Origin of the sequence: Tumebacillus avium, from assembly GCF_002162355.1 — a bacterium.
In the GTDB taxonomy this organism is placed as follows: domain Bacteria; phylum Bacillota; class Bacilli; order Tumebacillales; family Tumebacillaceae; genus Tumebacillus_A; species Tumebacillus_A avium.
On sequence record NZ_CP021434.1, the window covers coordinates 2711113 to 2736908 of the forward strand.

Below are 25796 nucleotides of genomic sequence, written 5' to 3' on the forward strand. Positions count from 1 at the left end.
GAGCGATTTTGGACAGAGGTGTTCGACTGATCAACCCAAGATAATTAGCCATGAGAGGACTCGATCTACAACAATTGCAGAATCAAGCGTTAACTGAGAAACTCCTCACGAATTGTGAGGTTTTTTTTATTGGACAACAGCCTCAAGAATCGGTAATATTTATATATAAAAAATATTTAAATATTTATTTATGGGGTGTCTTTGATGCTGATCTCCATTACCCGATTGCACGTAAGAGGCCTGTGGGCGATGCCATTTTTCGCGATGCACGTTATTCGATCTGTCTCCCAATCCAGGCAGGCCAAAGGATTGCTGCACTTTTCTACGAATCGGGAAGGGCTTTATACGTATTGGACTTTAACTGCATGGGAAAGCGAAAGTGATATGAAGGAATTTCGGAACAAAGGAAATCACTTAAAAGCTATGCAGAAGGCGCGCGGCATTGCGGATGAGCTTCAGTACCATCGCTATGAAGGAGATACCGTCCCGAGTTGGGATGATGCGATGCGAGCGCTTCATGAGAAGTATGGGAGAGAATGAACGGAATTGTAAGTTAATAGGAGGAATCGGATTGTGAAAGAGAGACTAAAACCATTACATCATATTAATAGAATGGATTTATTTGTCACATAGGGAGGATATTGTCACAAAATATCGAAATTAGGTTTGATATTTGAGAGGAGGCATATTTGCCTAATGAAAAAGTTTTTATCAGCACTGATTGTGACCGGCATGCTCGCGGGAAGCATGGCATCGGTGGCATCTGCAGAAGTTCAGCCGATGTACACGCAGGGGAAGAACAGCAAAGTCAACGTCTACGTGAATGGAGCAACCTTGAAGGTTGACCAGCCCGCGATCGTGAAAAACGACCGCACGCTGGTGCCGCTGCGCGCGATTTTCGAGGCGTTGGGCGCGGAGATTCTGTGGGATGAGAAGACTCAGACGGTCACGGCAACGCGCGAGGACACCGTCATCAAACTTCAATTGAAATCCAAAAATGCTGTTGTGAACGGCAAAACGGTAACGCTTGACGTTCCGGCTGAGTCGATCAACTACCGCACGATGGTGCCGGTTCGCTTTGTCAGTGAAGCGCTTGACGCACACGTGGGCTGGGATGAAGGAACCGTTTCCGTTTTTGTCTCTCAGTATCCGGCTCCGTCGCTCGTGAAATTGGGCGAGTATGTGTATTTGATCAAAGAGAACTTAACTGCACTGAGTGAAGTAGCGGTAGAGTCGGATACGATCGTTAATAACTATATCAACAACAAGATCAGCCTTGAGCAGTTCCGTAGTCAACATAAAGCGAATTTGAAGGAAATGGCCGCCCTTACGGCCGAAATCAAAGCTGTCAAGGTTCCGGAAGATCAACTGGCGCAGCGATACGCGAACAAGACCATTATGCTGTTTGAAAACTTGTACAGCGTCTGTGAACTGCGCGGAATCGTCCTGGGCGAAACAACAGGCATGACTCGATTACAAGAACTGGCCGATGACAGCAAGCAATTGATGCTCGGTCAAGCCGCATATGAAAATGAGTTCGCTTTCTTCGCCGAGTTCGCAGAGTAGAGCAATCAGAAAGTAGCATCAAGATAGCAGGGCAAAACCTAGTAATCTTTCATTATTGTGAAAAGCTATATTTTGTAACCACTATATCTTACAACACACCCGATAAATCCTCGTGATTTATTGGGTGTTTGCGTTTGAGGTACTACCTTTTCATATAACCATTAAAACTATGTAATGTAGGTTACATTAATCATATACCAATAAAAGTGAAATACAGTCATAGATTGGAAGGAGTTAGATAGAGACTAATACGGAGAGAGGGATTCACATGAACAAAAGCAATAAGAGATTTCGCACTTTGAGTGTTTTGACGCTGGCTGCTGTACTGGCGATGGGAAATGCTCTGATTTTGCCGCAACTTCCGACCAAGGTGGAAGCGGCAGAAGTAACGCTTTTGAAGAATGGAAGTTTTGAACAATACACCGGCACGAATGGGGTGGCGAATGAATGGACGCTGGTCGCGCCGGATGCCCAATCCACCGCTTTGAGTGTCGTTACGTCTCCGGTGGAGGAAGGGACGAAAGCACAGAAGTTTTCGGCGAGCGGCTTGGCAAACGGCCATTACGCCGACCTTAACCAGACGATCACCAATGTGGCTACGAATACGCACTATCTGGTCGAAGGACGGTTTTATGTCGAGAGCTTGAACAATGCGCAGGTGGAGCTGTATATCGATTATTTTGATGCGACCGGCACAATCGTCGGCTCGGCGAAGACGGTGCAAAAAGACGGTCACCGACGGCTATGTGAAACTGGAAAACACACGGATCACTCCGCCGGGCACCGCTTCGATGCGGGTCTACGTGCTGCTACGCGCCACCGGGGACAACGGCTCCGGCACGTTCTATGTCGATCATATGCGTGCTGTGCAAGTGGCGCCGGTGCTTGATAATCCGGGCTTTGAACGCTATACGGGCACGATTGAAGGCATCGCGGACGGCTGGAGCACGTGGCAGGACCCGACGGCCGTCTCTGAATTCAGCGTCGTCAACGCACCCGTTGCTGAAGGGAGCCGGGCGCAGCGTGTCAGCGGAAGCAACCTGCCTTCTTACGGGGCAGTCGACGTTTATCAGGCCTATGATGTTCTCGCAAATGTTTCGTACACGGTGACCGGGAAGTTTCTGATCGAAGAACTAGACAACGCGAAAGTTCAACTCTACGTCGATTACTACGATATAAACGGCGACTCGATCAAAGTCTCGGCGGTTGACTACTGGCAGACGACAGACGGTTATATCGAGCTGAAGCACGAAGGGTTCACGCCGTCGAACACCGCTTACATGCGCGTCTACGCCGTGCTGCGCGGGATCACTGAAGGCTCGTCGGGCAGCTTTTATATCGATGACATGCACGTGGAGCGCACGTCAAATGATCTGATTCCGAAGATGATATCGAACAAGCTCCCGAGCGGTGTGGTGCTTCCGACGACGGAGCAGCTGTGGTATGAAGGCTACAAGGCGTTTGATGAGGACCCCGCGACCGCATGGAAGTCTCAGAACAATAGCGGGAACATGCTTGAATACAACTTCGAGACGGGGGCCGTCGTCACCAGTTATTCGGTGCGGGCGGTATCTGCGGAGAGCGCTCCGAAATACTGGAGCTTCCAAGCGTATGGTCCGAACGGCTGGTACAACTTGCATCAGGGATCGGCGACCGACTGGCAGCCGGGCATGGTCAAGACGTTTTCGTTCGACAACCGCTCGGCGAATAAGAACTATCGCCTCTATGTCAGCCAAGCAAACGGCGGCGCGTATTACGAGATCGCGGAAGTGGAAATGAAAGGTTACTACGCCAAGCCGGAAAAACCGTGGGGCGTGAATCTGGCCAAAGTAGGAGACGGCTACGTCATCTTGAACTGGAAGCCGATCAACGGCGTGCAAGGCTACAATATCTATCAAGGCACGGAGAAGATCAACAACGCTCCGATTACTTCGACCACGTATACGATCGGCGGTTTGACCAACCTGACCACCTACCCGTACCAGATCAGCGCGGTCAATCTGGCAGGCGAGTCGGTGAAAAGCGACATTGTGCAAGCCGTTCCTTATGCCGAAAGCGCAATTCCGGCGATGACCTCAAACACGACTCCTTACGGCTCGCTCAAATTCAGCCATTTTACGCCGGGTCACGATGGTTTCCATGCATTTGACCGCGATCCGGGCACGTATTGGGAAACTACGGTCGATGCTTCGAACAAAGCGCAGTCGGTCGAGTACACCTTCCCGCAGCAGTATTTGATCAAAGGGGTGACGATCACACCAGTCATGTCTTCTTCGGGCCCTCGCGTCATTTACTTTGCCCGCAACGGTCCGAGCGGAATGGGCACTTTTCATAACTTGACCATCACCGATTGGCAGGCAGGTGTGCCGAAAACGATCATCTTCCCGGTCGCTCAGACTGCGGAAACATACAGAATCGTGATGTACCCGCAACTGAACGACTTGTCGATGAAGATTTCCGAACTGGAGTTTATTGGCCAGCCGAAATAATAATTTGCAATCTAAAAACCCTTTGCTCTCGGCAAGCGAGCAAAGGGTTTTTACGTTTATTGGGATAAAAATTGATAGCCGGGTATGGTGGAACTGCTGGAGTAGTAGACAAGGTTGGGGTATACCCAAAATGAAGTTACGTTTGAATAAGAGGCGTAGAGCTTATAAATTCCGCCTTCTGTGACGTAGCTCCCGATTGCCCCGCCGAAGTGCGGATAGCCGGACGCGACCACTCTTTCTCCACAAGCGCACTTATACCAACCACCAGAAAAAATACGCGCTTTATTTTGATAGTTATCTGCATTTGCAAATCCCTGCGAAATCATCCGATGTGTTCCATAGATAGGGCAAGCACCGATTGCCAAAACGATTACCCCCATTCTTCTTTTTGCTTACATGCTTACTGTATATGTAGGCTATGGGGGATTTGTTACCGATCATTTTGTTTTATGGTAATGGTGGAATGGGCTTCTTGCTGCATGACGCCAGTACCGTGACCGAGCGTGAGCAGGATGAGGATGTCTTGCATTTGATCATGGTAGATGTTTTACTTTGTTTATTATACTTTTACTCCTGAAAGGCTGGGGAACAGATGAATTTGGATCGGGTACGGAAGCAGATGGATTTTCTTGTGGAGATCGACAAGTTGAAAAGTATCTATAGAAGAGCGGTTTTGATGAACCGTTCGCGAAATGAAAATGATGCGGAGCACTCATGGCATTTGGCGGTGATGGCGATGGTGTTGCTGGAACATGCAAATGAGTCGGTTGATGTGCTGCGCGTGCTGAAGATGCTGCTCGTGCATGACATTGTGGAGATCGACGCCGGTGATGTGTCGGCGTACGATCTGGCGGGGCAGGCAGGTAAACAGGAGCGGGAACTGGCGGCGGCGAAGCGGATTTTTGGACTTTTGCCGGAAGAGCAGCGGGAGGAACTTTTCGAGCTGTGGGTGGAGTTTGAGGAGCGCAAGTCGGCAGAGGCGCAATTTGCGGCTGCGCTGGATCGCTTGGCCCCGCTGCTGCATAACTACCAGACGGAAGGCCAGACCTGGAAGGAGCACGGTATCACGCTCGACATGGTCTTGGCGCGAAACAGCCAGATCGGGCAAGGCTCAGAGAGGCTGTGGGCATTTGCGCAGGAGATCATTCGTGAGTCGGTGGAAAAAGGGTATTTGCCAGAGAAGTAAATAGTGGGAAGTTCGAGCAGGCGGAAAAAGTCCGTCTGCTTTTTGTTATCGTTGGATTTTGGATATGACCCAGTGGGATTAGTGTCATTGATGGTCTCTGGCGGGGGACTGCACAAGAAACTTAAAATACTGTAAATTGTCAGACATCTTGATTCTGGTGACGGAGTTGTTTATCCTAGACCCACAGAGCAGTTCTAAAGCCAAAGGAGGCGTTTGGAATGGAACGGGATCTTAAGGATTTTAGCACCGAGGAATTGACGCGGGAGATCAAGCGGCGGAAGTTCGAGGAGATGAGATCACGCAGCCGACAGAGGGACCCGGAAAGTTTGCGGCGATTTTTTGCAACATTCGGATCGGTAAATGCGGCACCAGGTATCGACACGCAACAACTCTGCCGAGAGTTAAGGGGGAAGGCGTAAACGATGCCACTACATCCTGCTGATTTTGGAAAAGATGTCATTCCAGTTTTGGAGGGTGACATCTTTTTCCTTGATACGAATGTGATTGTCGCTGTACTTTTTCATATTGACCTCTTCCATAACCCCGCAACACTCTTCGTTCATTACCTCATGTTTCGGTCAGTTACCCTCATCACTTCCCATACGGTTATTACAGAAGCCATGCATATTTTAGCGAAGAACTTTTATTCTCAAGATCAACTCCTGTTAAAGGGAGGGAGGCTCTCCACGCATCGGGCGAATTGGAATAAGGTGATCAAAACAGAGCCTGAGGAGCTCGCCAAATACAATCAAATCGCCTGTGAAAAGCTCGCTGACCTTTTGAAAGAAGTTGAAGTCGTGTCTGGAGACGATCTGGACTTTGTTGATGCGATGGAGCGATGCGTATCCATTCCTTTGGGGTCCGCCGACGCATTTATTGCAACAACAGCCTGCAATTTGATGCAGGAGGGAGTGACCAGAATTGTCAGCCTGGACCGGGATATGGAGAATGTGCCGGAGTTGGAGGTCTACTCGACGGAGGTGCAAAACGCCTTTTTTGAAGCGGACAGGCTCATTGAGATGCTGGGGCAGGATTTTGAAAGATTTCTGATGGATGCGATTGGCCGGGAGCGGTTTACGGAGAAATATCGGTCGGGAAATGGAGTGCAGAGCATTCCGTGATTGATGAAATTAAACTGATCGGCGTAAGGTGTTTTACTTTTTATTTATCTTGCATACCACCGGCTGATCTTGTCGCTGGGGCTGGTCTTGACGTTTGCTTTAAGAGATTCGCACCAGCATGGAAGGGTCGTTCCAGGATCTGCATAGGCTGATTCAGGAACTGAAGGAGATCACAAAGCGTTCCGTATAACGGGGAAGGCTGTTGAAGAGATTCGGCAGTCTTTTTTGTAACAAGGAGCGGGCTGAAACGTCTACTTGCTGATCGGTTAGGAGGTGTTTCGTTGTGAAGAGAAAACTCGGACTTGTCTTTATCATGCTGCTTTTGATGGTCGGAACGTGGGGGGCGTGGCAGTGGGCGGAAGGGAAGACCGGACTGCAGACACCGCCGCAGGGGTCGGCGCCCGATCTGACGCCGAAGCCGGAGCAAGGACCTGAACAAGAGCCAGAGCAAGAACAGGTGCAGCCTGTCCCTGAAGAGCAGGAATTTGCGGTGCGGGGCGTGATTGAAGGGTTTTACGGCGAGCCGTGGACGCATTCGCAGCGCTTGGATCTGCTGGCGTTTATGGGGCGGCAGCATTTTAATACGTACGTCTATGCGCCAAAAGATGACCCGTATCAGCGGCGGCAATGGGGCGATCTCTATCCGCCGGGCCTCGGCGGGCAGATGCGGTCGCTTGCCGAGACTGCGAAGCGGAACGGAATTGATTTTGTCTATTCGATCTCGCCGGGCATCCCGATGCCGCTGCCAACGGAACAGGCGACCCCGGAGTGGGTGACGAACTCGATCACGATCACTTCGCAGGGCGATCAGCAGCGCCTGCTGGCCAAGATTGATCAGTTGCGCGGATATGGCGTGCATGATTTTCTGCTGTCGTTTGATGATGTGCAGGAGATCGTGAAGCCGGAAGATCAGGCGGTGTATGGAAACGACTACGCCACCGCGCATGTGGATCTCGCCAATGAAGTGTATCGGATGGAAAAGGAAAAAGATCCGGATTTTCAGCTCTGGTTTGCCCCGACCGACTATTACGGGCTGGGCGACTCCGGCTACTGGCGGGCGATCCGAAGCGGGCTCGACCCGGCGATTCCGGTGATCTGGACGGGGGAGTGGGTGCTGAATCAGGCGGTCACTTCGCAGCAGGCCGATCGGGTAGCCGAACTGCTCGGTCGCAAGCCGATGCTCTGGGACAACTTTCCGGTCAACGATTATACGTACGCGATCAACAAGCGCCCGCAGCTGATCATGGGGCCGCTCGAGAACCGCTCGGCCGACCTTGGGGAGCATTTATCCGGCTATCTCACCAATCCGCAGATCCAGCCGGAAGCGTCAAAAGTTGCCCTGGCAACGATCGGCGATTATCTCCACGATCCGCACGGGTATGACGCCCAAGCTGCATGGAAAGCGGCGATGCAGGCTCCGGACGGGGTGCAGGATGCGGAGGCGTTGCTGCTGTTTTGCAAGTACGCGGCGGAGAGCAAACTTCGCCCGGCTGGCAACCCGGATTTTGCAACGCTGGCGGCGAACTATTGGCAGAATCGCGACCCGGCCGCGCTGCGGCAGGAGTTCCAGGCACTGGCCGGTTTGCCGGAGCGCTTGCGCCGCAGCACGAACAATCCGGCACTGCTCGCGGAGATCGACCCATGGCTGACCAAGCTCGGGCGGGAGGGTCAAGCCGGCCTGCTTGCGCTTGATTACTTGCAAGACCCTGCTGACACAGGCGAGCCATTCCGCGCACTGCTTGGGCAGATCGAAGCGAACAACTTGAAGATCGGCGAGGAGATCGTTGAATTCCTGCAACAAGCGGCCCAACAATAAAGCGGCAGAGCGCATAGGCTGTAAAAAAAAGGATTACCAGCTCTTACAGCGAATAGAATCGGGATGTAAGGAAAACAGACAGGTGGTGGCATTATGAAAGCTCTCATTTTACTCTTTGACGGCTATGCGGAATTTGAAGTGAATCTGGTCGGGCTGTTTTTCAACGGAGACGGCAATGAAGTGGTGATGACGGCAGACCGCGACGAGGTGGACTATGTGACCGGTGGCGCTAACTTTCGCACCGTGCCGCATGTGAAACTGTCGGAAGTCAATCCGGCCGAATACGACGTGCTGGCGATTCCGGGCGGCAGTCTGACACATCTGCTCGACCATGAGCCGGTGCTGAACCTGATCCGCGCTTTCCATCGTGAAGGGAAAGTCATCGGCGCGATCTGCGCAGGCCCGGCGCTGCTCGGAGCGGCAGGGGTGCTGGGGGATCACAGCTACACGACCTCCTATTCGCCGGAGAACCATGAGGTTGCACATCTCTTTAACTGGGAGACATGCACCGGTCGAGCGGTCACCGTGGACGGCAACCTCGTGACGGCGAAAGGCAACGGATACGTGGAATTTGCCGTGGCGCTGGCTGAGCGGGTCAACATGTTCGATTCGCCGGAAGAGAAGGAAGGAACGCTCGACTACTTCAAGAACCGCCTGCCGGATGAACCGCAAGTCCTCTCCTAAAAGAGGGCTTTTTCTTTTTGAACCAGAGGACTATTTTTTGCATATTCTGCGAGCAAGTCTAAAATGTGAGGTTCATTACTTTCAAAAGGGAACCTGCAGTATAGACTAAAGCATTATGGGGAAAAGAAAGGGCGTGATGACGACATGGATCATGTGATGTCCAAAGTCCAGGAGATCCAGCCTGTCGAAGTGGCGGAGCGGCTTATGAAGAAGGAAATGGTCAAGATCATCGATGTGCGCACCGATCATGAAATCGAAGAGGGGAAGATCCCGGAAGCGGTGCACATTCCCATGTTCGAAGTCATCGACCGTTATCTGGAGTGGGATCGCAGCGAAGAGATCATCTTTGTCTGCCGTTCGGGCAGACGCAGCCTCGCCGTCTGCCAAGTGTTGGCTTTGGAAGGCTTCCGCAATGTCAAAAACATGGTTGGCGGCATGCTCGCCTATCCTGCCGTATAGCAGTTCGCAACAGCAAAACCTCCCCTTTACGGGGAGGTTTTTTCATGTTTGCGGAGCTGTCCGCCTTCCTTTTTCCAATACTCGACGCCGCCAAACATCTCTTTGACCTGGAAGCCCAATTCGCTCAAACAGAGCCCCGCTTTGGCTGCTGCGTTGCAGGCCGGGCTCCAGCAGTAGGTGACGATCAGCCGGCTTTTGTCAAAAGCGGCTGTGCTCTCGGCGGTGATCTCCCGGTACGGCAGAGAGATTGCGCCGTCGATGTGTCCGCTCGCAAACGCTTCCCGGCTCCGGGCATCGAGCAGCAAAAAATCAGCCGCGCCGCTTTCCAGCTCCATCCGCACATCGGCGGGGTCGGTCTCAAAGGCCAGTTTGTTGGCAAAATGACGGTATGCTTCCTGATTCATGGAAAATCGCTCCTTCTCATCTGGGTTACGTTTACAGTATCATGGGAAGAAGCATCACAGTTATCGATAAGAATTGATGATTGCCATCAACCATTTTGAAGATAAAGGGGGAGTGCTGGTGATTTTGCAGTATTTGCGGACGTTTTGCATGGTGGCCAAGTCGGGCAGCTTTACGCGGGCGGCAGAAGAATTGGGCTATGCACAGTCGAGCGTCACAACCCAGATTCAAAAGCTGGAGCAGGAATACGGCGTGGTGCTTTTCGAGCGCTTCGGACGCAAAATGCGGCTGACCCACAGCGGCGAGGCGCTGCTCGGCTACGCGGCGGAGATGATCCGCCTGCATCAGGAGTCGAAAGAAATCCTTTCCGCACAAACGGGCGGGACGCTGACCGTCGGGACGATCGAATCGCTGGCCGCCTACTTCCTGCCGCCGCTGTTGCAGCAGTTCCAAGCCGGGCACCCGCAGATGAACCTGCTGTTAAAACCGGGCTTGGAGCCGTCTGTCATCCAAGGCGTGAAGGAGGGGGATTATGACTTCGGCCTGATCCTCGACGTGCCGTTTGCCGACCCGGATCTGGAGGTACAGACGGTGCAGAGAGTCGACTTGATGATCACCGCTCCACCGGGCCATCGGCTGGAAGCATGCAGGGAGGTGCGCTATGCCGATCTGGCGCAGGAAAGCTTGATTTTGACCGAGGAAGGCTGCACCTACCGCGCGATGCTCCTGCAAGGGTTAAAAGAGGCGGGTGTGCCGTACCGCCTGACCTGCGAGTTTGGCAGCTTGGAAGCGATCAAACACTGCGTGATCCAAGGCCTCGGGATCGCCCTGCACCCGCGCATGGCGGTGCAGGCGGAGATCGACTGCGGCAAGCTGATCGCCCGTCCGTTGGCCGGACATCCGCCTTTTTACGTGCAGGTGATCCGACACAAGAAAAAATGGCTGTCACAGCCGTTGCAGGACATGTTGGGAATGCTTGTCGAAAAGGGATGAAACGGTTCCGCTCCCGTTCGCGTCTGATAGTTCATAAGGAGGGGAAGTCGTGAGAAAATCATTCTTGCTGGCCATTTCATTTTTGCTGATGATGCAAGTGCTGTCTTTGGTGTCGCCAATTCCGAGCTACGCCTGTTCCTGTGTCGAACCGAAGGCGCCAAAGGAAGCGTTGGCAGACGCAACGGCCGTCTTTGCGGGCCAGGTGCAGAAGATTGAGAAGCAAACCAAGTATTACAAGGTCACTTTGGCTGTGAACACCGCTTGGAAAGGGGTCGACAGCGCGGAAACGTCTGTGTTGACGGCGATCGGCGGGGAAGCGAGCTGCGGTGTGGAGTTTAAGCAGGGTCAGGAGTATTTGATCTATACCAACCAAACGCAGGACGGACAGAATTACGCCTCCCTGTGCAGCCGGACCAAGGAGTTGACCCGGGCTGATGAAGACCTGAAGGCGCTGGGAACCGGAACGGAGCCGGGGGTAACGCCGCCTGTGCAGCAGACCGAAAAAGCGATTGTGCCTGCAGCGCAGGAAGAGCCGTCCAAACAAAATGCGCTGCTTGCCTTTTTGGAAAAAGGCGTCTGGGTTGTCCTCACGGTGTTGGTTCTGGGCGGAGCAGCGATTTGGATGATCATGAGACGAAAACGAGGGAACTAGGATGAGCACAGAGACGATTTTGCAAGCAATGCCGATTTATGAAACGGAGCGCTTCCTGCTGCGGGAGATTCGGATCAGCGACGCGGACGATTTTTATGCCAATCTGTCGGATGAAGAGACGATGCGCTATTACGGCATGGCGCCGCTGACCGAGCCGGAGAAAGCGGTGAAGATGATCGAAAGCCGCGATCTGGACCGGCAGGAAAACCGCGCGGTGCGCTGGGCGATCGCACGCAAAGAGGACGACCGGCTGATCGGCACGATCGGGTATCACCACTGGGATGTGCGGGCGTTTCGCGCCGAGGTCGGCTATGAGATCAACCGCGCTTATTGGAATCAAGGCGTGGCGACCGAAGCGCTGCGGGCGGTGCTTCGCTGCGGATTTGGCGAGATGGGGCTGAACCGCATCGAAGCGCTGGCGTCACCGGAGAATCCCAGCTCGATCCGCGTGCTGGAGAAAGTCGGCTTCCGCAAAGAAGGTATTCTGCAAGAGTACATGCACTACAACGACCGCTTCCATGATGCGGTGATGATGGCTTTGCTCAAGCGGGATGATCAGGCATAAACGCAAACAACCCCGCTTCGCAAGGGAAGCCGGGGTTGTTTTTGTTAGAAGCCGTTGCCGAGATAGTGCGTGTCCAGTACGGTCTCCTGAATCGCGCCGCCGATCTTCTGTACGCGGTAGCCTTTCGCTTCCGGGCGCGAGGAGATGACGCGGTGCAGTTCGGTGCCGATAAAATGGAACGCGGCGCCGTCGTCAGCAGCGAGGCCGTTCTGCAGCTCGCCTTCGAGGATCATGCGCTGGTAGGACGGGCGGCGTTCCGCTTCGCCGTCATAGTGCGGCGAGGCGCTGCCGGGCAGGAAGCCGAGGCACGAAAGCGGGCTCAACTTGCCAAAGTTCGAGTCGGTGATGCCTTGCTCAAACCAGCAGATCATTCCGGCGCTGAGGCCGGTCAGGATCTTGCCTTCCTCCCACGCTTTTTTGAAAATGCGGTCGAGGCCCCATTCGCGCCACAGCACGATCAGGTTGCGGGTGTTGCCGCCGCCGACATAGATGATGTCTTTGTCCAGCACATACGCTTCGAGGTCTGCAGAAGGTGGACTGTAGACGTGCAGGTGGGACGGTTCGCAGTTCAATTCCTCCATCGACTTGTAAAAGCGTTTGGTGTAGTCGGGGGAGTCGCCGCTGGCGGTCGGGACAAAGCAGACTTTTGGTTTGTCCTTGCCCGATTGTTTTAGCACGTAGCGGTCGAGCAGCAGGTTCTCCGGTTCCATCGAGAATCCGCCGCCGCCCATGGTGATCAGCTGTTTCATAGGTGGGTCGCTCCTTGCTGTTCTGATTTTTTTCATTTTAACGAGAATTGGAAGGTTTGGGAAGGAGAGATTGCGAAGATGAGCAGGATGCGGAGACTGATGCCCTTTTTGGGGATGATTTCTGATCGTGTTTGCGCTGCCCTCTATAAAGGCAGAGCGCGAGCGGTGGTATAATAGATTCAACGCAGATTGATCATTAGGAGGCTGTACATAACATGGCAATTCGCAAAATTGAACACGTTGGCATCATGGTGCGTGATCTTGAAGCATCGATCAAATTTTATACAGAAGTGATCGGCATGGAGCTGCACGGGCGGCTGCAGCATACCAACGGGGTGATTCAGCTGGCGTTCCTTGGCTTCCAAGGGGCGAAGCAGACCGAGCTGGAACTGATCCAGGGTTACAACTCCGACCTGCCGCGTGAAGGCAAAGTCCATCACCTTGCGTTAAACGTGGACAACCTTGAAGAGGAGATCGGGCGACTCGAGCAGCACGGCGTCAAGTGGATCGACCAAGAAATCACCACCCTGCCCAACGGCACGCGCTATAAATTCTTCGAAGGCCCGGACGGCGAATGGCTGGAACTGTTTGAAGTAACGAAATAGCAAAAAGCCGCTTCCGATTGGAAGCGGCTTTTTGCTGCCCTTGGTTAGCGGGCCATGAACTTGATCGCATCTGCTGCGATGTAGAGGTTGTCGCCGGTGGCATCGCCGAATTTGACGGTGCCGGTGGTGCCGGCTGCGAAGCTGTAGGTGCCGAGGCTGACCCACTTGTCGGAGTAGTTGGCCTGGTTGACCGTTTTCACGATGGAGCCGCCGTTGTAGGTGATCGTGTATTTGACGTTGGTCGAAGTCGCGTAGTTGGACGGCACAAACACTTTCACTTCATAGTTGCCCGCTTGCGGAATGTTCGGGCGGTAGACAGTGTAGTTGACTTGGGTCAGGCCGTTGCCTTTCGTCCAGCGCATCGCGTTGCCGATGCCGTAGCCGGTCACGGAACGCCAGTACTCAACCGGACCGTAGAACGTAGCCTGCGGGTTGTCGACCGTCACGACGGAGTAGTTTTTCGTCACGCCGGTGATCAGCGACATGTAGTAGTTCCAATCCCAGTTGTTGCCCGGATCGGTATGCGTGTTGCCATACCACTCGCTGTGCGCGAGGATGTAGTCGCGGGTCATCGGGATGCCGTATTTCTGGCAGATGTTGCGCACCAGCGCCGCCGAAGCGCGGTACATCGCATCGGTGTACCAACCGGTCTGGTTGGCATAGCCTTCATGTTCAAGCCCAATCCCGTTCGAGTTGGCGCTGCGGGCATGCCACGCGATGTCTTTTTCCGCGACCATCTGGGTGATCTGCCCGTCGCTGGAGCGGATGACATAGTGCGCGGAAACGCCCGCTGCCGGGTCTTTGAACCAGTTGATCGCCGACGCGTAGGAGCCTTCGGTGTCATGGATGATGACATGCTTGATCGGGTGCGAAGTCGGACGCGTCGCCACCTGGTAGTTGCCCGAATACGCCGGGTTCCAGATTGCCGGCGCGTAGTCGGCCGATTCGGTGGTGATGCCGTCGTACACGATGCCTGCATACGTGCCTTTGTCCGGCGCGATCGCACCGTTTGCTTGCAAAGCCAGCGTTTCGCCGTCTTTGTTCAGCGACGCGCCATCTTTGAGCAGACGGTACACATCGTCCGCAAACAGCACGGTCAGTTCTTGATCTTGGGAGTCAAAATAGTTGGCGACCGCTTCGTACCACTCGTTGATGTCGCCGGACAGTGGCTTCTGCAACTCTTTTTGGTACATCGCCAGCAGGTAAGCGCCGGCGCGGATGTTGCCGATCGCGTTTTTCTGAATCTCCGTTTTGGAGAGGCCGAGGCCTTTTGCCGCTTTGGCGAGGTTCTTCTGCTTGTCGTTTTCCACGACGTGCATCAAGCCGTAGCCGTTGTCTTTGGACGGCTCGCCGTTGTGGTCCTGCCAGCGGGTCAGGGAGTAGGACAGCGCCATCAGCAGTTCTTTCGGCACTTGGAACTCTTCCGCCGCTTGTGCAAACGCTGCGTCGAGGTCGGCCAGATGGTCGGCTTTGAATGTATTTTGTGCGGAGGTTGCTTCTGTCGAAACGGTCAGCGTCGTACTCAGCGCTAATGTGAGCGCGGTTGTTGCCACTACCGCTTGCCACGTCTTTTTCATTTTTGAATGCACTCCTCTGTGGTATGAGTAATATGTAATAAGTTTAAATGCTATTTTGTGGTTTGTCTATGATTAATATTTACTAGTTTTTCTCTAATGAGTTTGGAATAATTAGAAAGATGCAGAGGTATCCTCGCTTTGGATATAATGGAAAGGAGTCGAGATGGAAAAGAGGAGATAGAGATGACCGAGCATTTGTCTGCCAAAAAAGTAAGCGAATCCCGCGCGGTAAAAGCAAGTATCGTGCTGCCTCCCGACACCAACACCCACCGTACGATGTTTGGGGGCAAAGTCATGGCCTACATTGACGACATCGCCGCGATTTCGGCGATGCGCCACTGCCGCAAGCGCGTCGTGACTGCGTCGACCGACTCGGTGGACTTTTTGAACCCGATCAAAGAAGGGGACTCGATCTGTCTGGAGTCCTTTGTCACCTGGACGCACAAGACATCGATGGAAGTGTTTGTGAAAGTTGTCGCCGAAGATCTGCTGACCGGCCAGCGCGTGCTGTGCGCAACTTCGTTTCTGACCTTTGTGGCGCTCGACCCGGACAATCGTCCCGCACCGGTGCCGCATGTGATCCCGGAAACGAAAGAGGAAAAGGATCTCTACGACAGCGCCCCGCAGCGCGCCGATGCCCGCCGCGCCCGCCGTGCAGAAAGCAAGAAGCATGCCGAAATGTTCAACCCGAAGAAACCTTGGGATCGATAAAAAGTAAAAAAAGTCCGGGAGACGCCTCCCGGACTTTTTTTATTTTTCGTATACGGTTTTGCCGCCGATGACGGTGCGGATGACGTTCGTTTCCAAAATCACATCGGGGTGTTCGGTCATGATGTTGCGGTCGAGGATGGTCAGGTCGGCGAATTTGCCCGGCGTGATCGTGCCTTTGACCTCTTCTTCGCGGGTGGCGTAGGTGCCGCCGACGGTGAAGAGCTGCACCGCTTCATAGGCGGTCAAGCGCTGCTCCGGCTGGTAGCCGCTGCGGGTGATCGCCGCGTGCAGGCCAAGCAAGGGTTCGATCGGCTCGATCGGCGCATCCGATCCGCCGCCGCAGAGCAGTCCGGCGTCGAGCAGCGTCTTCCACGCGTAGGAAGTTTTATGCAGCTCTGGCGCGATGCGCTCCAGCACCCACGGGTAGTCGGAGGTGACGAAGCGCGGCTGCAGGTCGAGAGCGAGCTTGTCGCCTAACTTTTGCATCCGGGTGATCTGCTCCGGGCGCAGGACTTGCGCGTGGATCAGGCGTTGGCGGTGTCCGGCGACCGGATTTTTCTCCATCGCTTCCAGCACCATGTCGGCCGCGCCGTCGCCGATGGCGTGAACGGCGATCGGCATGCCGTACGCCGCGCCGGCCGCCGCGATGCGGTTGAGCTCTTCCTGCGGCAAGATCGCTGTGCCATAGGTGTTCTGCGCATCGCTGTACGGGAGGGTCATCAGAGCGGTGCGGCCGCCCATCGCGCCGTCGGCGAAGATTTTCAGCGCGCCGATGTTCACCCACTCGTCGCCGTCGCCGGTGGTCAGGCCGGTCGCTTTCAGCTCGTCGAGGAACGGGTAGTAGATCAGCAGGTTGCTGCGCAGGCGCAGGTCTTCTTCCACGACCAGTTCGCGATAGAGGTTCCACGTGTTGTCGAAGCCGTCGAGGTAGCGCAGGTCTTCTGTATGTACGCCGGTCAGACCGCTGGCCAAGGCATGCTTGATGCCGCGGCGCAGGGAATCTTTCAGCTCGGCGCGGCTTTTTTTCGGGATCGCGTCTTGCAGCGGGCGGGAAGCGTTTTCATAGATCATGCCGTTCAGCGCCCCGCCGGCATCGCGTCCATAGGAGCCGTCCGCCGGGTCGGAGGTGCTTGCCGTGATGCCGGTGCGTTCAAAGGCCGGCGAGTTCGCCAGGTAGGCGTGGTTGCAGACGCGGTTCAGCAACACCGGATGATTGGGCGCCGCTTCGTTCAGCTCTTGCAGCGTCGGAATCCGGCGGTCGGAAAATTGGTTTTCGTTCCAGCCGACCCCGTGTACCCATTCGCCCTGCGGAACGCGAATCACCCATTCGCGGAGCATTTTCAGCATCTCGGCGGTGCTTTTGGCTGTGGTGAAGTCGAGCGTGGAGAGTTTGATGCCGTGGTTGGAGACATGCAGGTGGTTGTCGATCAGGCCGGGCAGTACCGTCGCGCCGCCGAGGTTGATCTCCTCCACGTCCGCGCGCCCGTACTGCAGGCGTATTTCCTCCGTATCGCCGACCGCGAGGATGCGGCCGTTTTCAATCGCCAAGGCGGTCGCCTGCGGCGTTTGCGGGTCCATGGTGTAAATCGTGCCGTTGGTATAGATCGTTCTCATAACTCCAGCCCCCTTTTGTCCCCATTGTACAGGAAAAAATGAGGCATCGGTAATAGATACCGTTGACCCCTGCCAATTGAAGTTCTAAAATACTAGAAGGCAGGAGGCGAATTTAGATGAACGAATTTAACCAAAGCCCGTTTTCCGAGGCTTTTACGTTTGATACACGACTTGGCATCTATGTGCTGCGTTCCGATCTGCACTGGGGCCAATTTTCTGAAGCGGACAAGAAGCGCATCGCATCGAAATGGGTGCTGATCTGCTCGGCCTTGACCGACCGGGTGACCGACTTGGAAGTGATGATGATGGACGCCTTGGAGCGCATGTACACCGCCAAGGACGAAGAGGAAATGCATCTGCTCAACAACGAGATGATGGACTACGCGAGCATCGCCTGCGACCTGAACATCTTGGCGCGCAAGGTGTATGACGATCTGGCGAAGGCGCATTTCTAAAAGAGAGAAGGCACAAAGATGAGCAAAGGATGGGAGTTTGTACCCGATGAGCGCCTGGGCATCGCCTTGCCGCAGCTCTGGCAGGACTGGTCGCTGTACACCCGCGAGCAACAGGCCCTGATGATCGAAGAGTGGGAGCGCGTCAAAGCCCGCATTCCCGACCGCGTGCAGGAACTGGAAGCGGTGATCAACGAGAAGCAGCTCTTGGCTTCGCAGGAAGACGACTGGGACACCGTCTGCGATCTGTATGAGAAAATCTATGAGATCGCCAGCATCATCAACGACCTGAACATCTGGAAGAACGTTGAGCAGTATTTGTCCCATGGAGAAGAGAATGCGCCGGGGATTGCGGAAGAGCATACGAACCGGGAAAAATAAGCATGTGCGAAGGCAGCGTCATGAAACGCTGTCTTTTTTTACATAAATGGCGCATAATGAGGAAGAGAGAAATCGAGCGGACCCTGCTTGAGAGGAGCAAGAGACGATGACACACGATCAATTGCTGACAGTGATGCAACATACCCCGCTGCCGGAGCGCATGGGGAATTTTGAGCGCACCCGCTCGCCGCAGCAACCGGAAGAGACGGAATCCGGTCTCTTGTTTGTGGAATACTCCCACTTGAGCGAAGACGTGAAGTTTCAAGCGGTGATGCAAGGCGAGCAGGCTCAGTTCCAAGTGGTGCTGCACGGCACGGCGACCCCGGTGCGCCAGTTGACGGTCGAAGAGGCGGGCCACGTGCTGCGCTCCGACCTGCTGATGATGTTAGAAGACCTTGAAGACGAACTGTAAGACTGGAGGCAATCCTATTGCAACTTTTGCTGATTGACGGCAATCATATCATGTACTCGGTCCTGTACCGCTTTATCGCCAAAGCGAAAAAGCGCGGGGACTATGAGGAAGCAACCGACGAGATTGTGGAGAAGACCGCCTCGCAGTTTGCCAAGATCATCAAAAAGCTGGCACGGCGCTTTCGGCCGACCCATATGTGCGTGGTCTTTGACAATGATGCGACGAACTTCCGCCACCAACTGTCCCCGATCTATAAGGCGAACCGCCGTGAACGTCCGAAGGAAGTGCACCCGCTGAAGCAGCGCATCTACGCGCAGTTTCGCGAGGAGAACATTCCGTATCTGTTTGCTTCCAACCACGAAGGCGACGACTTGATCGGCACGCTTGCAGCCCGGGCGGAAGAGCTGCCGCGCTGCAAGAAAGTGATCCTGCTGTCGGGCGACATGGACCTGGCGCAGTTGGTTACGCCCAAGACGCAGCTGTATCTGATCAACAACGGCATTTTTACCGGCTCTTGGGTGACCGACCGCAATGTGAAGAGCCTGCTCGATGTCGGACCGGAGCAGATCCCGGCGATCAAGTCGCTGCTTGGCGACCGCACGGACAATATCAAGGGCATCTCCGGCCTGCGCCGCCCGAATGTGCTGCGCGTGATCGAGAAGTATCCGGATATTGAAGAGTTCCTGCAGGTCGAGAAGAGCAAGAACAAGACAGAAGCGTTGATCCTGCGCCATCGGGAGCATGTGGAGAACAACTTGCTTCTCGCGCGCATCATCTGCGATATGCGCTTCCATCTGCGCTGGGAGGATTTTCTGGTCAGCGCGTGGATGGACACCGGCAAGAAGCCGGACGGCACGCAGGCTGCCAGCGCGGAAGGCAGACCGCCCCGCCGCCGCAAACCGACCGCTGCTAAAACAGCTGCACAAGCCACGGCAGACGCCGCTCAGCAGGTAAACGATCCGCCTGTTACGGATGGAGCGGAGCTGCAAGCGGAAGCGTCCGGTCAAGACGCCGCACCAGCAGGCGAAGCGAAGAAACGCAAGCGCAGACGCCGCTCGCGCAAACGCAAGCCAGCGGCAGGAAACAGCGATCAAATGTAAGATCCCGGTCCTAAATGGACACGGGATTTTTTATTTCCAACCTTTACAGGGAGGATTTGATTTGCTATACGTCAAACTTAAATAGAGTAAATTCTTCCAATGTGGAGGGGAGACATGGTGGTTGAATCAATCCTGAAAATTTTTTGGAAGGATCTGGGTGCTTATTTGCAAGAAGATGAGTACCTCACGTACTCCCAACACATGCGGGAGCTGGTCGGGTATGTTGATGAATTCATCATCACCGGCGAGCGGAACGAACCGGCTTGGGAGCCGTTTTTCGACTATGGGCGGGCGTACGGACATCGGGTCGCGACTCGCGGCATGCAGTTGGAGATCATGCTGGAAATGGGCAACATGTTCCGGGAATCGATCTTGAATCATGTTTTTCATAACCATCAAGTGAAACTGAATGAACAAGACGCGTTTGGCAAAATGCTCTATATATCCGCTAAGATCAATACGTACATGAACAAAATCGTGCTGGGCTTCCATCAGGCGCAGGAGGAAAAAGTCGAGAAGTCGTATGAGGAGCGCCGTCATCAAGTGTTGGAGCGGCTGCCGTTTTCGATCGTCGTTTACGATAAGGAAGGCTGTTTGCAGTTTGCCAACTCGATCGCTTTGGAACCGAACGGGCTTACGTATGAGCAGGTGGTGGGCAAGACGCGCGCAGAGCTGAAGCAGATGTTCAACCGCTCGACGGAGCCGGAGAGCACGTGGCGCAAGGTAATGAGCGGCGAACGCGTCAGATGGCGGGCCGATGTGCCGAGCCAGACCGATGAGTTGACGCAGGTGGATAAAGAGATGATTCCGCTGTTCGACGACGACGGCAATGTGAACGGGTCGATGACGATCATTTATTCGCCGATCACGGAAAAAGAGCGTTTGTACAATCTGCATAAGCAGTTTTCATTTGTGTTGAACTCGATGAACAGCGGTCTGCTGATTTTGAATCAGGACTTTTCGCTCACCGCTTATAACAAGAAGGCGGAGGATATTTTTGGCCTCGCTGCTGAGCAGGTGCTGGGGACGTCGCTGTTGGATCTGTATCACCGCTATACGGGCAAGGATATGAGCGAATCGAAGCTGAACTCGGCGATGAAGCGGGGGCTGCCGATTCGCGATCTGGAGTATCGGATTGTGATCAATGGGCGGTCTTTGACGATTCGCATTGACGGCAATCCGATTAAGAATGCCGAAGGCCAGCCGGTTGGCTATATTTTGATTATTGATGACCAGACGGAGCTGCTGGCGATGCGCGAGGCGATGATGCGCAATGAGAAGTTTGCTCTGATCGGTCAGTTTGCTGCGGGCATCGCACATGAGATTCGCAATCCGCTGACGACGGTGTTTGGCTTCCTGCAGCTGTTTGCGTCGAAGTCGGTGCAGCCGGATAATTTTCATGATTTGACGGTGAAGCTGCTGATTCCGGAGTTGGATCGGGCGAATACGATTTTGTCCGATTTCTTGATGGTATCGCGTCCGCAGGCTCCTCAGCGGCAGTTGGTCTGCACGGAGACGTTTTTGGCGGATGTGCTGCGGTTGGTGGAGTCGGAAGCGAACCTTCGCGGCGTTGTGCTGGAGGTGGAGGCGCCGGAAGACTTGCCTTCGCTGAATCTGGATGTGCAGCAGATGAAACAGGTGTTTCTCAATCTGTGTAAGAATGCGTTTGATGTGACTCCGCCGGGCGGCAAGTTGGTGTTGCGTGTGAAGGTGTTGAACAATGTGGTGCATTTTGAGGTGATTGATGAAGGGCCGGGGATTTTGGCGGAAGATCTGTCTCATATTTTTGAGCCGTTCTATACGACGAAGGAACACGGGACTGGATTGGGATTGCCGATTTCGCATCGGATTATTGAAGGGCACGGAGGAATGCTGACAGTGAGGTCGGCGGAAGGTGTGGGGACGACGTTTGTGATAGGTATTCCGTTTGCGCAGTAGTTAGATAGAAGGCAGGAAGGCCTCCGCATGGATGCGGAGGCCTTTTTTGTGGCTGGGTGGTCGGGTCCGGGCGGGACATGCTCCGGGTTCACGTTTCATCTTCACCCTTTTATTGAGTAAGAGCGTTTTTAGAGGAAGGGTAAAGATTCAAAGATCACCACTTCCGCATATCCCGCCCTCCCCCAAGGGAGTCGGAGCTCCAAGGGGGATAGAAAGATCTAAAGATTTTAGGTCTTATGGTCTGGGGTTGGAGGCGGGCGGGAGGATTAGGTGTTGGACGGCGTGGAGGATGCCGTCTTCTTGGACGTGGCGGGTGACATGGGGGCTACGGCAAGGAGCTCGGGGCTGGAATTGCCCATGGCGATGCCGAGGCCGACGTGCTGGATCATTTCGAGGTCGTTGTTGCCGTCTCCGAAGGCGGCCGCCTCGGCGGTCGGGATGTTTAGGTGGTCGAGCAGTTTTTGGACGCCGGTGGCTTTGTTGACTCCCAGCGGGTTGAGATCCAGTGCCCAGGTACGCCAACGGTGCAGGTAGAGCTGGTCTTGGAGATGCGCGGTGTACGGCGCTTCTTCCGCCTGCGGGGCGAACAGGATGCACTGGTAGATCTCCGGCAGCTCGTCTGCATTTTTGATTGGCTGCGGTTCCATGAAGCCGATCTCACGGTCCGCTTGGGTGAAATGCGGGCAGTCGGCGATCTTTTTGGTGGAATAGATGTTTTCTCCTCCGTAAAGGAGGAGCGTATGGCCGGGCGTGGTTTGCGCCAGGCGCACCCAGTCTTGGATTTGCCGTTTGGCAAACGGCACACCGGTCACGGTGCGCCCGTTTTGGCCGATGTGGGCGCCGTTGCAGGTGACCGCCCAGTCGATGCCAAGCGTTTCACGGACGGACTTCATTTCGTATTCGGGTCGGCCGGTGGCCAGGACGGGGATGATGCCGTGTTCTTTGAGGAGGTCAATCGCCTGGCGGGCGGAGTCGGGGATCTGTTTGTTGGTCATCAGCGTGCCGTCGACGTCGAAGAAGGCGATGCGGATCATGATTGGAGCCTCTGAGTGTACCATTTGTCGGAGAACTCCTGTGCCGCAACGCGGTACTTGCGCCCGTCTTCGAGCAGGACGAGGTACGCACTTTCCAGCATGCGTCCCATTTCATCGGCTTCGACCGGACCTTCCCACTGCATCCCGTCTAACGTTTCGATTTCATATAGTTGCATACCGCCATTTAGAAAGGTCACGTGTGCGGTCGCCACTTGCATGGCACGCTCGCCGCGCGGCTGGATGTGTATTGTCGCTTGATAAGTCATCTCGGGTTCACCTCGCTGTCCATAATACCACTTCCGTTTGCGAGATGGTACCCGATATCTGCTACAATAACAGGAGTGAGAAGGAGGGACGGACATGGGGATGAATGAGCTGATGCACACCGCAGCGGCGGTGCTGGATCACGTGTATGACGGGGTGGCGGCGATCGATGACCGGGGGAAGATCGTCTATGTGAACCCGGCGAATGAACGGATTACCGGGCTGAAAAGCGAGGAACTGGTCGGACGTCAGGTGAAGGACGCGATTCCCAGTGCGCACATTTTGGACGTGCTGGTCACCGGCGAACCGGTGATCGGCGTGCGGACGAAGGTCGGGGAACGACCCGTCGTTTCGAACATCGTGCCTGTGCTGGAAGCGGGCAGGCTGCTTGGGGTGGTCTCGGTGTTTCGAGATGAGACAGAGCTGCACAACCTCGCCCGCCAACTGTCCCAAGCAAATGAAACGATCGAACAGCTCGCCCGCCTCGTCGACCCGGAAGGACGCGGCGGCATGATCACCGGGGAAAGTGAAGCGATGCAAAAGGCACTCGCCCTCGCCACGAAAGCTGCCCGCGTCTCGTCACCGGTGCTGATCCAAGGCGAGAGCGGCACCGGCAAGGAAGTGCTCGCCCGCTACATTCATGACCAGAGCCCGCGCAAGTCGCAGCCGTTTGTGCCGATCAACTGTGCGGCGATCCCCGAGCACCTGCTGGAAAGCGAACTGTTTGGTCATGAGGAAGGCGCGTTTACCGGATCGAAGAAAGGCGGCCGGCCCGGCCTGTTTGAGATCGCCGACGGCGGCACGCTGTTCCTCGATGAGGTCGGGGACATGAGCATGCATTTGCAGGCCAAGCTCCTGCGCGCCATTCAGTTTCAGGAGATTCGCCGCGTCGGCGGAACGGGAACGAAACAGGTCGACGTGCGCTTTTTGTTTGCCACCCACCACAATCTGCTCGAAAGTGTGGCCGCTGGCTCGTTTCGCGAAGACTTGTATTACCGGATGGAAGTGGTCTCGATCCACCTGCCCTCCTTGCGCGAACGCCCGGAGGACATTCCGGTGTTTGCGGTGCACGCACTGAGCAAGATCACGAAAAAGCTCGGCCTGCCCGCCCTGAAGATCGGACAGGGGGGCATGCAGGCCTTTCGCCGCTACCCATGGCCGGGCAACATTCGCGAGCTGGAAAATGTGCTGGAGCAGGCGGCAATTCTCGATGAGGACGGCGTGGTCGAGCTGAACGACCTGCCCAAGCGCTTTGGCGACCGCGCAGGCCGCCACGAGGATGAGCTGTTTAAGGAGATTCCTACGCTGGAGGAAATGGAAGAAAAGCTGCTCCGTCAGGCGCTGCGCACCTATGTCACCAAAGGAGAAGCTGCTGCCGCCCTCGGCGTCTCGCGGGCGACGTTGTATCGTAAATTAGAAAAGTATAACTTGGCAGGCGATCGTTTTTCTCATAATGAGACGTGAATGTCTCGAAATGATACATTTCTGTGCGCTCATCACTTCCCAAGCCCGTTAAATCAAGGCAAAGTAGTTGGCATGATTTTTGCAAAAACTATTGGGCAGAGACAATAAGGCTAAGGAGAGATGACTGATGCGCACAGCAGAACCATATCGCATTAAAATGGTGGAACCGATTCGTTTGATCCCGCAAGAGGAGCGCGTAGAGAAGTTGAAGGAGGCGGGTTACAACCCGTTTTTGCTGCGTTCGGAGGATGTTTATATCGATTTGCTGACCGACTCCGGCACCGGGGCGATGAGCGACGCGCAATGGGGCGCGATGATGATGGGCGACGAGTCGTATGCCGGCTCGAAAAGCTTTTATAAATTGGAAAAATCGGTCCAGGACGTGCTGGGCTACAAATATCTGATCCCGACACACCAAGGGCGCGGGGCGGAACAGGTGCTGTTCCCGCTGATCATCAAGCACTCCGGGCAATATGTGCTGGGCAACATGCACTTCGATACGACGAAGGCGCACATCGAGCTGGCCAAAGGCCGCGCGCTGAACTTTGTCATCGAAGACGCATACGATTCTTCGACGTACCATCCGTTCAAAGGCAACTTTGACCTGGAGAAGATGTCGGCGTTTATCGATGAGCAGTCGGCCGAAAACATCGCCTTTATCCTGATCACCGTCACCTGCAACTCGGCCGGGGCCAGCCGGTGTCGATGGAAAACATCCGCGGCGTGCATGAGATCGCCCGCAAGCACAACATCGCCTTGTTCTTCGATGCGGCGCGCTTTGCGGAGAACGCGTATTTTATCAAGCAGCGCGAAGAAGGCTATGCGGACAAATCGGTGCAGGAGATCGTGCGCGAAATGCTCTCCTACGCAGACGGCCTGACCATGTCGGCGAAAAAAGACGGTCTGGTCAACATGGGCGGCATGATCGCGATCAAGGAAGACGAAGAGCTGTTCAAGCAGTGCCAGTCCTATGTCGTGCCGTTTGAAGGCTTCCCGACGTACGGCGGGCTGTCCGGCCGCGACATGGAAGCGCTGGCGCAAGGCCTGCGCGAAGGCGTCGAGGAAGACTACCTCGCGCACCGCATCGGCCAGGTGGAATACCTCGGCGAAAAGCTGCGCGAGATCGGCGTGCCGATCCAGTATCCGACCGGCGGTCACGCGGTGTTTGTCGATGCGAAAGCGCTCTTGCCGCACATTCCGAATCTGCAGTTCCCGGCACAGGCGCTGGCGAACGAACTGTATCTGGAAGGCGGCATCCGCGGCGTTGAAGTCGGCTCGTTCCTGCTCGGACGCGACCCGGAAACGCGCGAAGAGTTGATCTCGCCGATGGAGTTCCTGCGTCTGACCATCCCGCGCCGCACGTACACGAACAACCACATGGACTTTATCGTTGATACGTTCAAGCGCATCATGGAGCGCAAGGACCAGATTCGCGGCGTGCGCTTCACGTATGAGCCGCAGATTCTGCGCCACTTCACGTCCCGTCTGGAGCCGGTCGAAGCGGTTGGAGCTTCTGCAAAATAGGACGACGTTTGACGAAAAGATGAAACTTTTACGCCCCC

The 25796-nt window shown here is 55.0% G+C and carries 28 protein-coding genes and 1 pseudogene; 22 read left to right on the forward strand and 7 right to left on the reverse strand.

The window, feature by feature from the left end:
- The first annotated feature begins 204 nt into the window (after positions 1–204).
- From CBW65_RS12900 to CBW65_RS25385, 4 genes are all read left to right on the forward strand, one after another.
- Positions 205–540 carry a hypothetical protein gene (locus tag CBW65_RS12900; protein WP_087457193.1) on the forward strand — a complete coding sequence of 112 codons (336 nt, stop codon included), beginning with the start codon at positions 205–207 and terminating at the stop codon, positions 538–540.
- Between the two features lie 156 nt (positions 541–696).
- Positions 697–1566: a copper amine oxidase N-terminal domain-containing protein gene (locus CBW65_RS12905; protein WP_087457194.1), complete on the forward strand. Its 870-nt coding sequence runs from the start codon at positions 697–699 to the stop codon at positions 1564–1566.
- Positions 1567–1834: 268 nt separating this feature from the next.
- On the forward strand, positions 1835–2455 hold the full coding sequence (locus tag CBW65_RS25380; protein WP_087457195.1) for a hypothetical protein: 621 nt from the start codon (positions 1835–1837) through the stop codon (positions 2453–2455).
- A gap of 886 nt (positions 2456–3341) precedes the next feature.
- Complete coding sequence (locus CBW65_RS25385; RefSeq protein WP_408646555.1) at positions 3342–4055, forward strand: fibronectin type III domain-containing protein; 714 nt, start codon at positions 3342–3344, stop codon at positions 4053–4055.
- A gap of 56 nt (positions 4056–4111) precedes the next feature.
- Here the strand turns inward: CBW65_RS25385 and CBW65_RS24255 are convergent, their stop codons facing one another.
- Positions 4112–4420, reverse strand: coding sequence for a hypothetical protein (locus CBW65_RS24255; protein WP_157721929.1), 309 nt, complete (start codon positions 4418–4420; stop codon positions 4112–4114).
- Positions 4421–4674: 254 nt separating this feature from the next.
- On the opposite strand from CBW65_RS24255, the gene CBW65_RS12920 reads away from it, so the two are divergent.
- From CBW65_RS12920 to CBW65_RS12945, 6 genes are all read left to right on the forward strand, one after another.
- Positions 4675–5241, forward strand: coding sequence for an HD domain-containing protein (locus tag CBW65_RS12920; RefSeq protein ID WP_332457840.1), 567 nt, complete (start codon positions 4675–4677; stop codon positions 5239–5241).
- A gap of 218 nt (positions 5242–5459) precedes the next feature.
- Positions 5460–5660, forward strand: a complete 201-nt coding sequence (locus tag CBW65_RS12925) for a hypothetical protein (RefSeq protein WP_087457197.1) — start codon at positions 5460–5462, stop codon at positions 5658–5660.
- A 3-nt stretch (positions 5661–5663) separates the two neighbouring features.
- Positions 5664–6362, forward strand: coding sequence for a type II toxin-antitoxin system VapC family toxin (locus tag CBW65_RS12930; RefSeq protein ID WP_087457198.1), 699 nt, complete (start codon positions 5664–5666; stop codon positions 6360–6362).
- Positions 6363–6645: 283 nt separating this feature from the next.
- Positions 6646–8178: a protein O-GlcNAcase gene (locus CBW65_RS12935; protein ID WP_087457199.1), complete on the forward strand. Its 1533-nt coding sequence runs from the start codon at positions 6646–6648 to the stop codon at positions 8176–8178.
- A 93-nt stretch (positions 8179–8271) separates the two neighbouring features.
- Positions 8272–8862, forward strand: coding sequence for a DJ-1/PfpI family protein (locus tag CBW65_RS12940; protein ID WP_087457200.1), 591 nt, complete (start codon positions 8272–8274; stop codon positions 8860–8862).
- Positions 8863–9006: 144 nt separating this feature from the next.
- Positions 9007–9321, forward strand: coding sequence for a rhodanese-like domain-containing protein (locus CBW65_RS12945; RefSeq protein WP_232463316.1), 315 nt, complete (start codon positions 9007–9009; stop codon positions 9319–9321).
- Between the two features lie 26 nt (positions 9322–9347).
- On the opposite strand, the gene CBW65_RS12950 is transcribed toward CBW65_RS12945, so the two are convergent.
- On the reverse strand, positions 9348–9725 hold the full coding sequence (locus tag CBW65_RS12950; protein WP_087457201.1) for a rhodanese-like domain-containing protein: 378 nt from the start codon (positions 9723–9725) through the stop codon (positions 9348–9350).
- 118 nt (positions 9726–9843) lie between these two features.
- Between CBW65_RS12950 and CBW65_RS12955 the strand changes: the two genes are divergently transcribed.
- From CBW65_RS12955 to CBW65_RS12965, 3 genes are read left to right on the forward strand one after another with little or no spacing between them, the layout of a single operon-like run.
- Positions 9844–10716 carry a LysR family transcriptional regulator gene (locus CBW65_RS12955; protein WP_087459226.1) on the forward strand — a complete coding sequence of 291 codons (873 nt, stop codon included), beginning with the start codon at positions 9844–9846 and terminating at the stop codon, positions 10714–10716.
- A gap of 49 nt (positions 10717–10765) precedes the next feature.
- The gene (locus tag CBW65_RS12960; protein WP_087457202.1) at positions 10766–11368 is read left to right on the forward strand and encodes a hypothetical protein; all 603 of its coding nucleotides are present in this window, start codon (positions 10766–10768) and stop codon (positions 11366–11368) included.
- Between the two features lies 1 nt (position 11369).
- Positions 11370–11933: a GNAT family N-acetyltransferase gene (locus CBW65_RS12965; RefSeq protein ID WP_087457203.1), complete on the forward strand. Its 564-nt coding sequence runs from the start codon at positions 11370–11372 to the stop codon at positions 11931–11933.
- 44 nt (positions 11934–11977) lie between these two features.
- Here CBW65_RS12965 and CBW65_RS12970 read toward each other — a convergent pair whose 3' ends face one another.
- On the reverse strand, positions 11978–12682 hold the full coding sequence (locus CBW65_RS12970; RefSeq protein ID WP_087457204.1) for a Type 1 glutamine amidotransferase-like domain-containing protein: 705 nt from the start codon (positions 12680–12682) through the stop codon (positions 11978–11980).
- Positions 12683–12897: 215 nt separating this feature from the next.
- On the opposite strand from CBW65_RS12970, the gene CBW65_RS12975 reads away from it, so the two are divergent.
- Positions 12898–13287 carry a VOC family protein gene (locus CBW65_RS12975; protein ID WP_087457205.1) on the forward strand — a complete coding sequence of 130 codons (390 nt, stop codon included), beginning with the start codon at positions 12898–12900 and terminating at the stop codon, positions 13285–13287.
- 44 nt (positions 13288–13331) lie between these two features.
- Here the strand turns inward: CBW65_RS12975 and CBW65_RS12980 are convergent, their stop codons facing one another.
- Positions 13332–14864: an N-acetylmuramoyl-L-alanine amidase gene (locus CBW65_RS12980; protein ID WP_087457206.1), complete on the reverse strand. Its 1533-nt coding sequence runs from the start codon at positions 14862–14864 to the stop codon at positions 13332–13334.
- Between the two features lie 183 nt (positions 14865–15047).
- Here CBW65_RS12980 and CBW65_RS12985 point away from each other — a divergent pair, with 183 nt between their 5' ends.
- Positions 15048–15575, forward strand: coding sequence for an acyl-CoA thioesterase (locus CBW65_RS12985; protein ID WP_087457207.1), 528 nt, complete (start codon positions 15048–15050; stop codon positions 15573–15575).
- Positions 15576–15614: 39 nt separating this feature from the next.
- On the opposite strand, the gene CBW65_RS12990 is transcribed toward CBW65_RS12985, so the two are convergent.
- Positions 15615–17189, reverse strand: a complete 1575-nt coding sequence (locus CBW65_RS12990) for an amidohydrolase (protein ID WP_232463317.1) — start codon at positions 17187–17189, stop codon at positions 15615–15617.
- A 116-nt stretch (positions 17190–17305) separates the two neighbouring features.
- On the opposite strand from CBW65_RS12990, the gene CBW65_RS12995 reads away from it, so the two are divergent.
- From CBW65_RS12995 to CBW65_RS13015, 5 genes are all read left to right on the forward strand, one after another.
- Positions 17306–17644, forward strand: a complete 339-nt coding sequence (locus CBW65_RS12995; RefSeq protein WP_087457208.1) for a hypothetical protein — start codon at positions 17306–17308, stop codon at positions 17642–17644.
- Positions 17645–17662: 18 nt separating this feature from the next.
- The gene (locus tag CBW65_RS13000; protein WP_087457209.1) at positions 17663–18022 is read left to right on the forward strand and encodes a hypothetical protein; all 360 of its coding nucleotides are present in this window, start codon (positions 17663–17665) and stop codon (positions 18020–18022) included.
- Positions 18023–18128: 106 nt separating this feature from the next.
- Positions 18129–18434: a hypothetical protein gene (locus tag CBW65_RS13005; protein WP_087457210.1), complete on the forward strand. Its 306-nt coding sequence runs from the start codon at positions 18129–18131 to the stop codon at positions 18432–18434.
- A gap of 17 nt (positions 18435–18451) precedes the next feature.
- Positions 18452–19534, forward strand: a complete 1083-nt coding sequence (locus CBW65_RS13010) for a 5'-3' exonuclease H3TH domain-containing protein (RefSeq protein WP_087457211.1) — start codon at positions 18452–18454, stop codon at positions 19532–19534.
- Positions 19535–19648: 114 nt separating this feature from the next.
- Positions 19649–21472: an ATP-binding protein gene (locus tag CBW65_RS13015; RefSeq protein WP_198299616.1), complete on the forward strand. Its 1824-nt coding sequence runs from the start codon at positions 19649–19651 to the stop codon at positions 21470–21472.
- A gap of 266 nt (positions 21473–21738) precedes the next feature.
- Here the strand turns inward: CBW65_RS13015 and CBW65_RS13020 are convergent, their stop codons facing one another.
- Both CBW65_RS13020 and CBW65_RS13025 read right to left on the reverse strand, forming a co-directional pair.
- Positions 21739–22530, reverse strand: coding sequence for an HAD family hydrolase (locus CBW65_RS13020; RefSeq protein WP_087457213.1), 792 nt, complete (start codon positions 22528–22530; stop codon positions 21739–21741).
- On the reverse strand, positions 22503–22772 hold the full coding sequence (locus CBW65_RS13025) for a hypothetical protein (RefSeq protein WP_087457214.1): 270 nt from the start codon (positions 22770–22772) through the stop codon (positions 22503–22505). The genes CBW65_RS13020 and CBW65_RS13025 overlap by 28 nt, the downstream gene beginning before the upstream one ends.
- A 94-nt stretch (positions 22773–22866) precedes the next feature.
- On the opposite strand from CBW65_RS13025, the gene CBW65_RS13030 reads away from it, so the two are divergent.
- Positions 22867–24234 (forward strand): sigma-54 interaction domain-containing protein, encoded by a 1368-nt coding sequence (locus tag CBW65_RS13030; protein ID WP_087457215.1) that lies wholly within the window; start codon positions 22867–22869, stop codon positions 24232–24234.
- Between the two features lie 157 nt (positions 24235–24391).
- Positions 24392–25758 (forward strand): annotated as a pseudogene (locus tag CBW65_RS13035) (tryptophanase).
- The last annotated feature ends 38 nt before the right edge of the window (positions 25759–25796 follow it).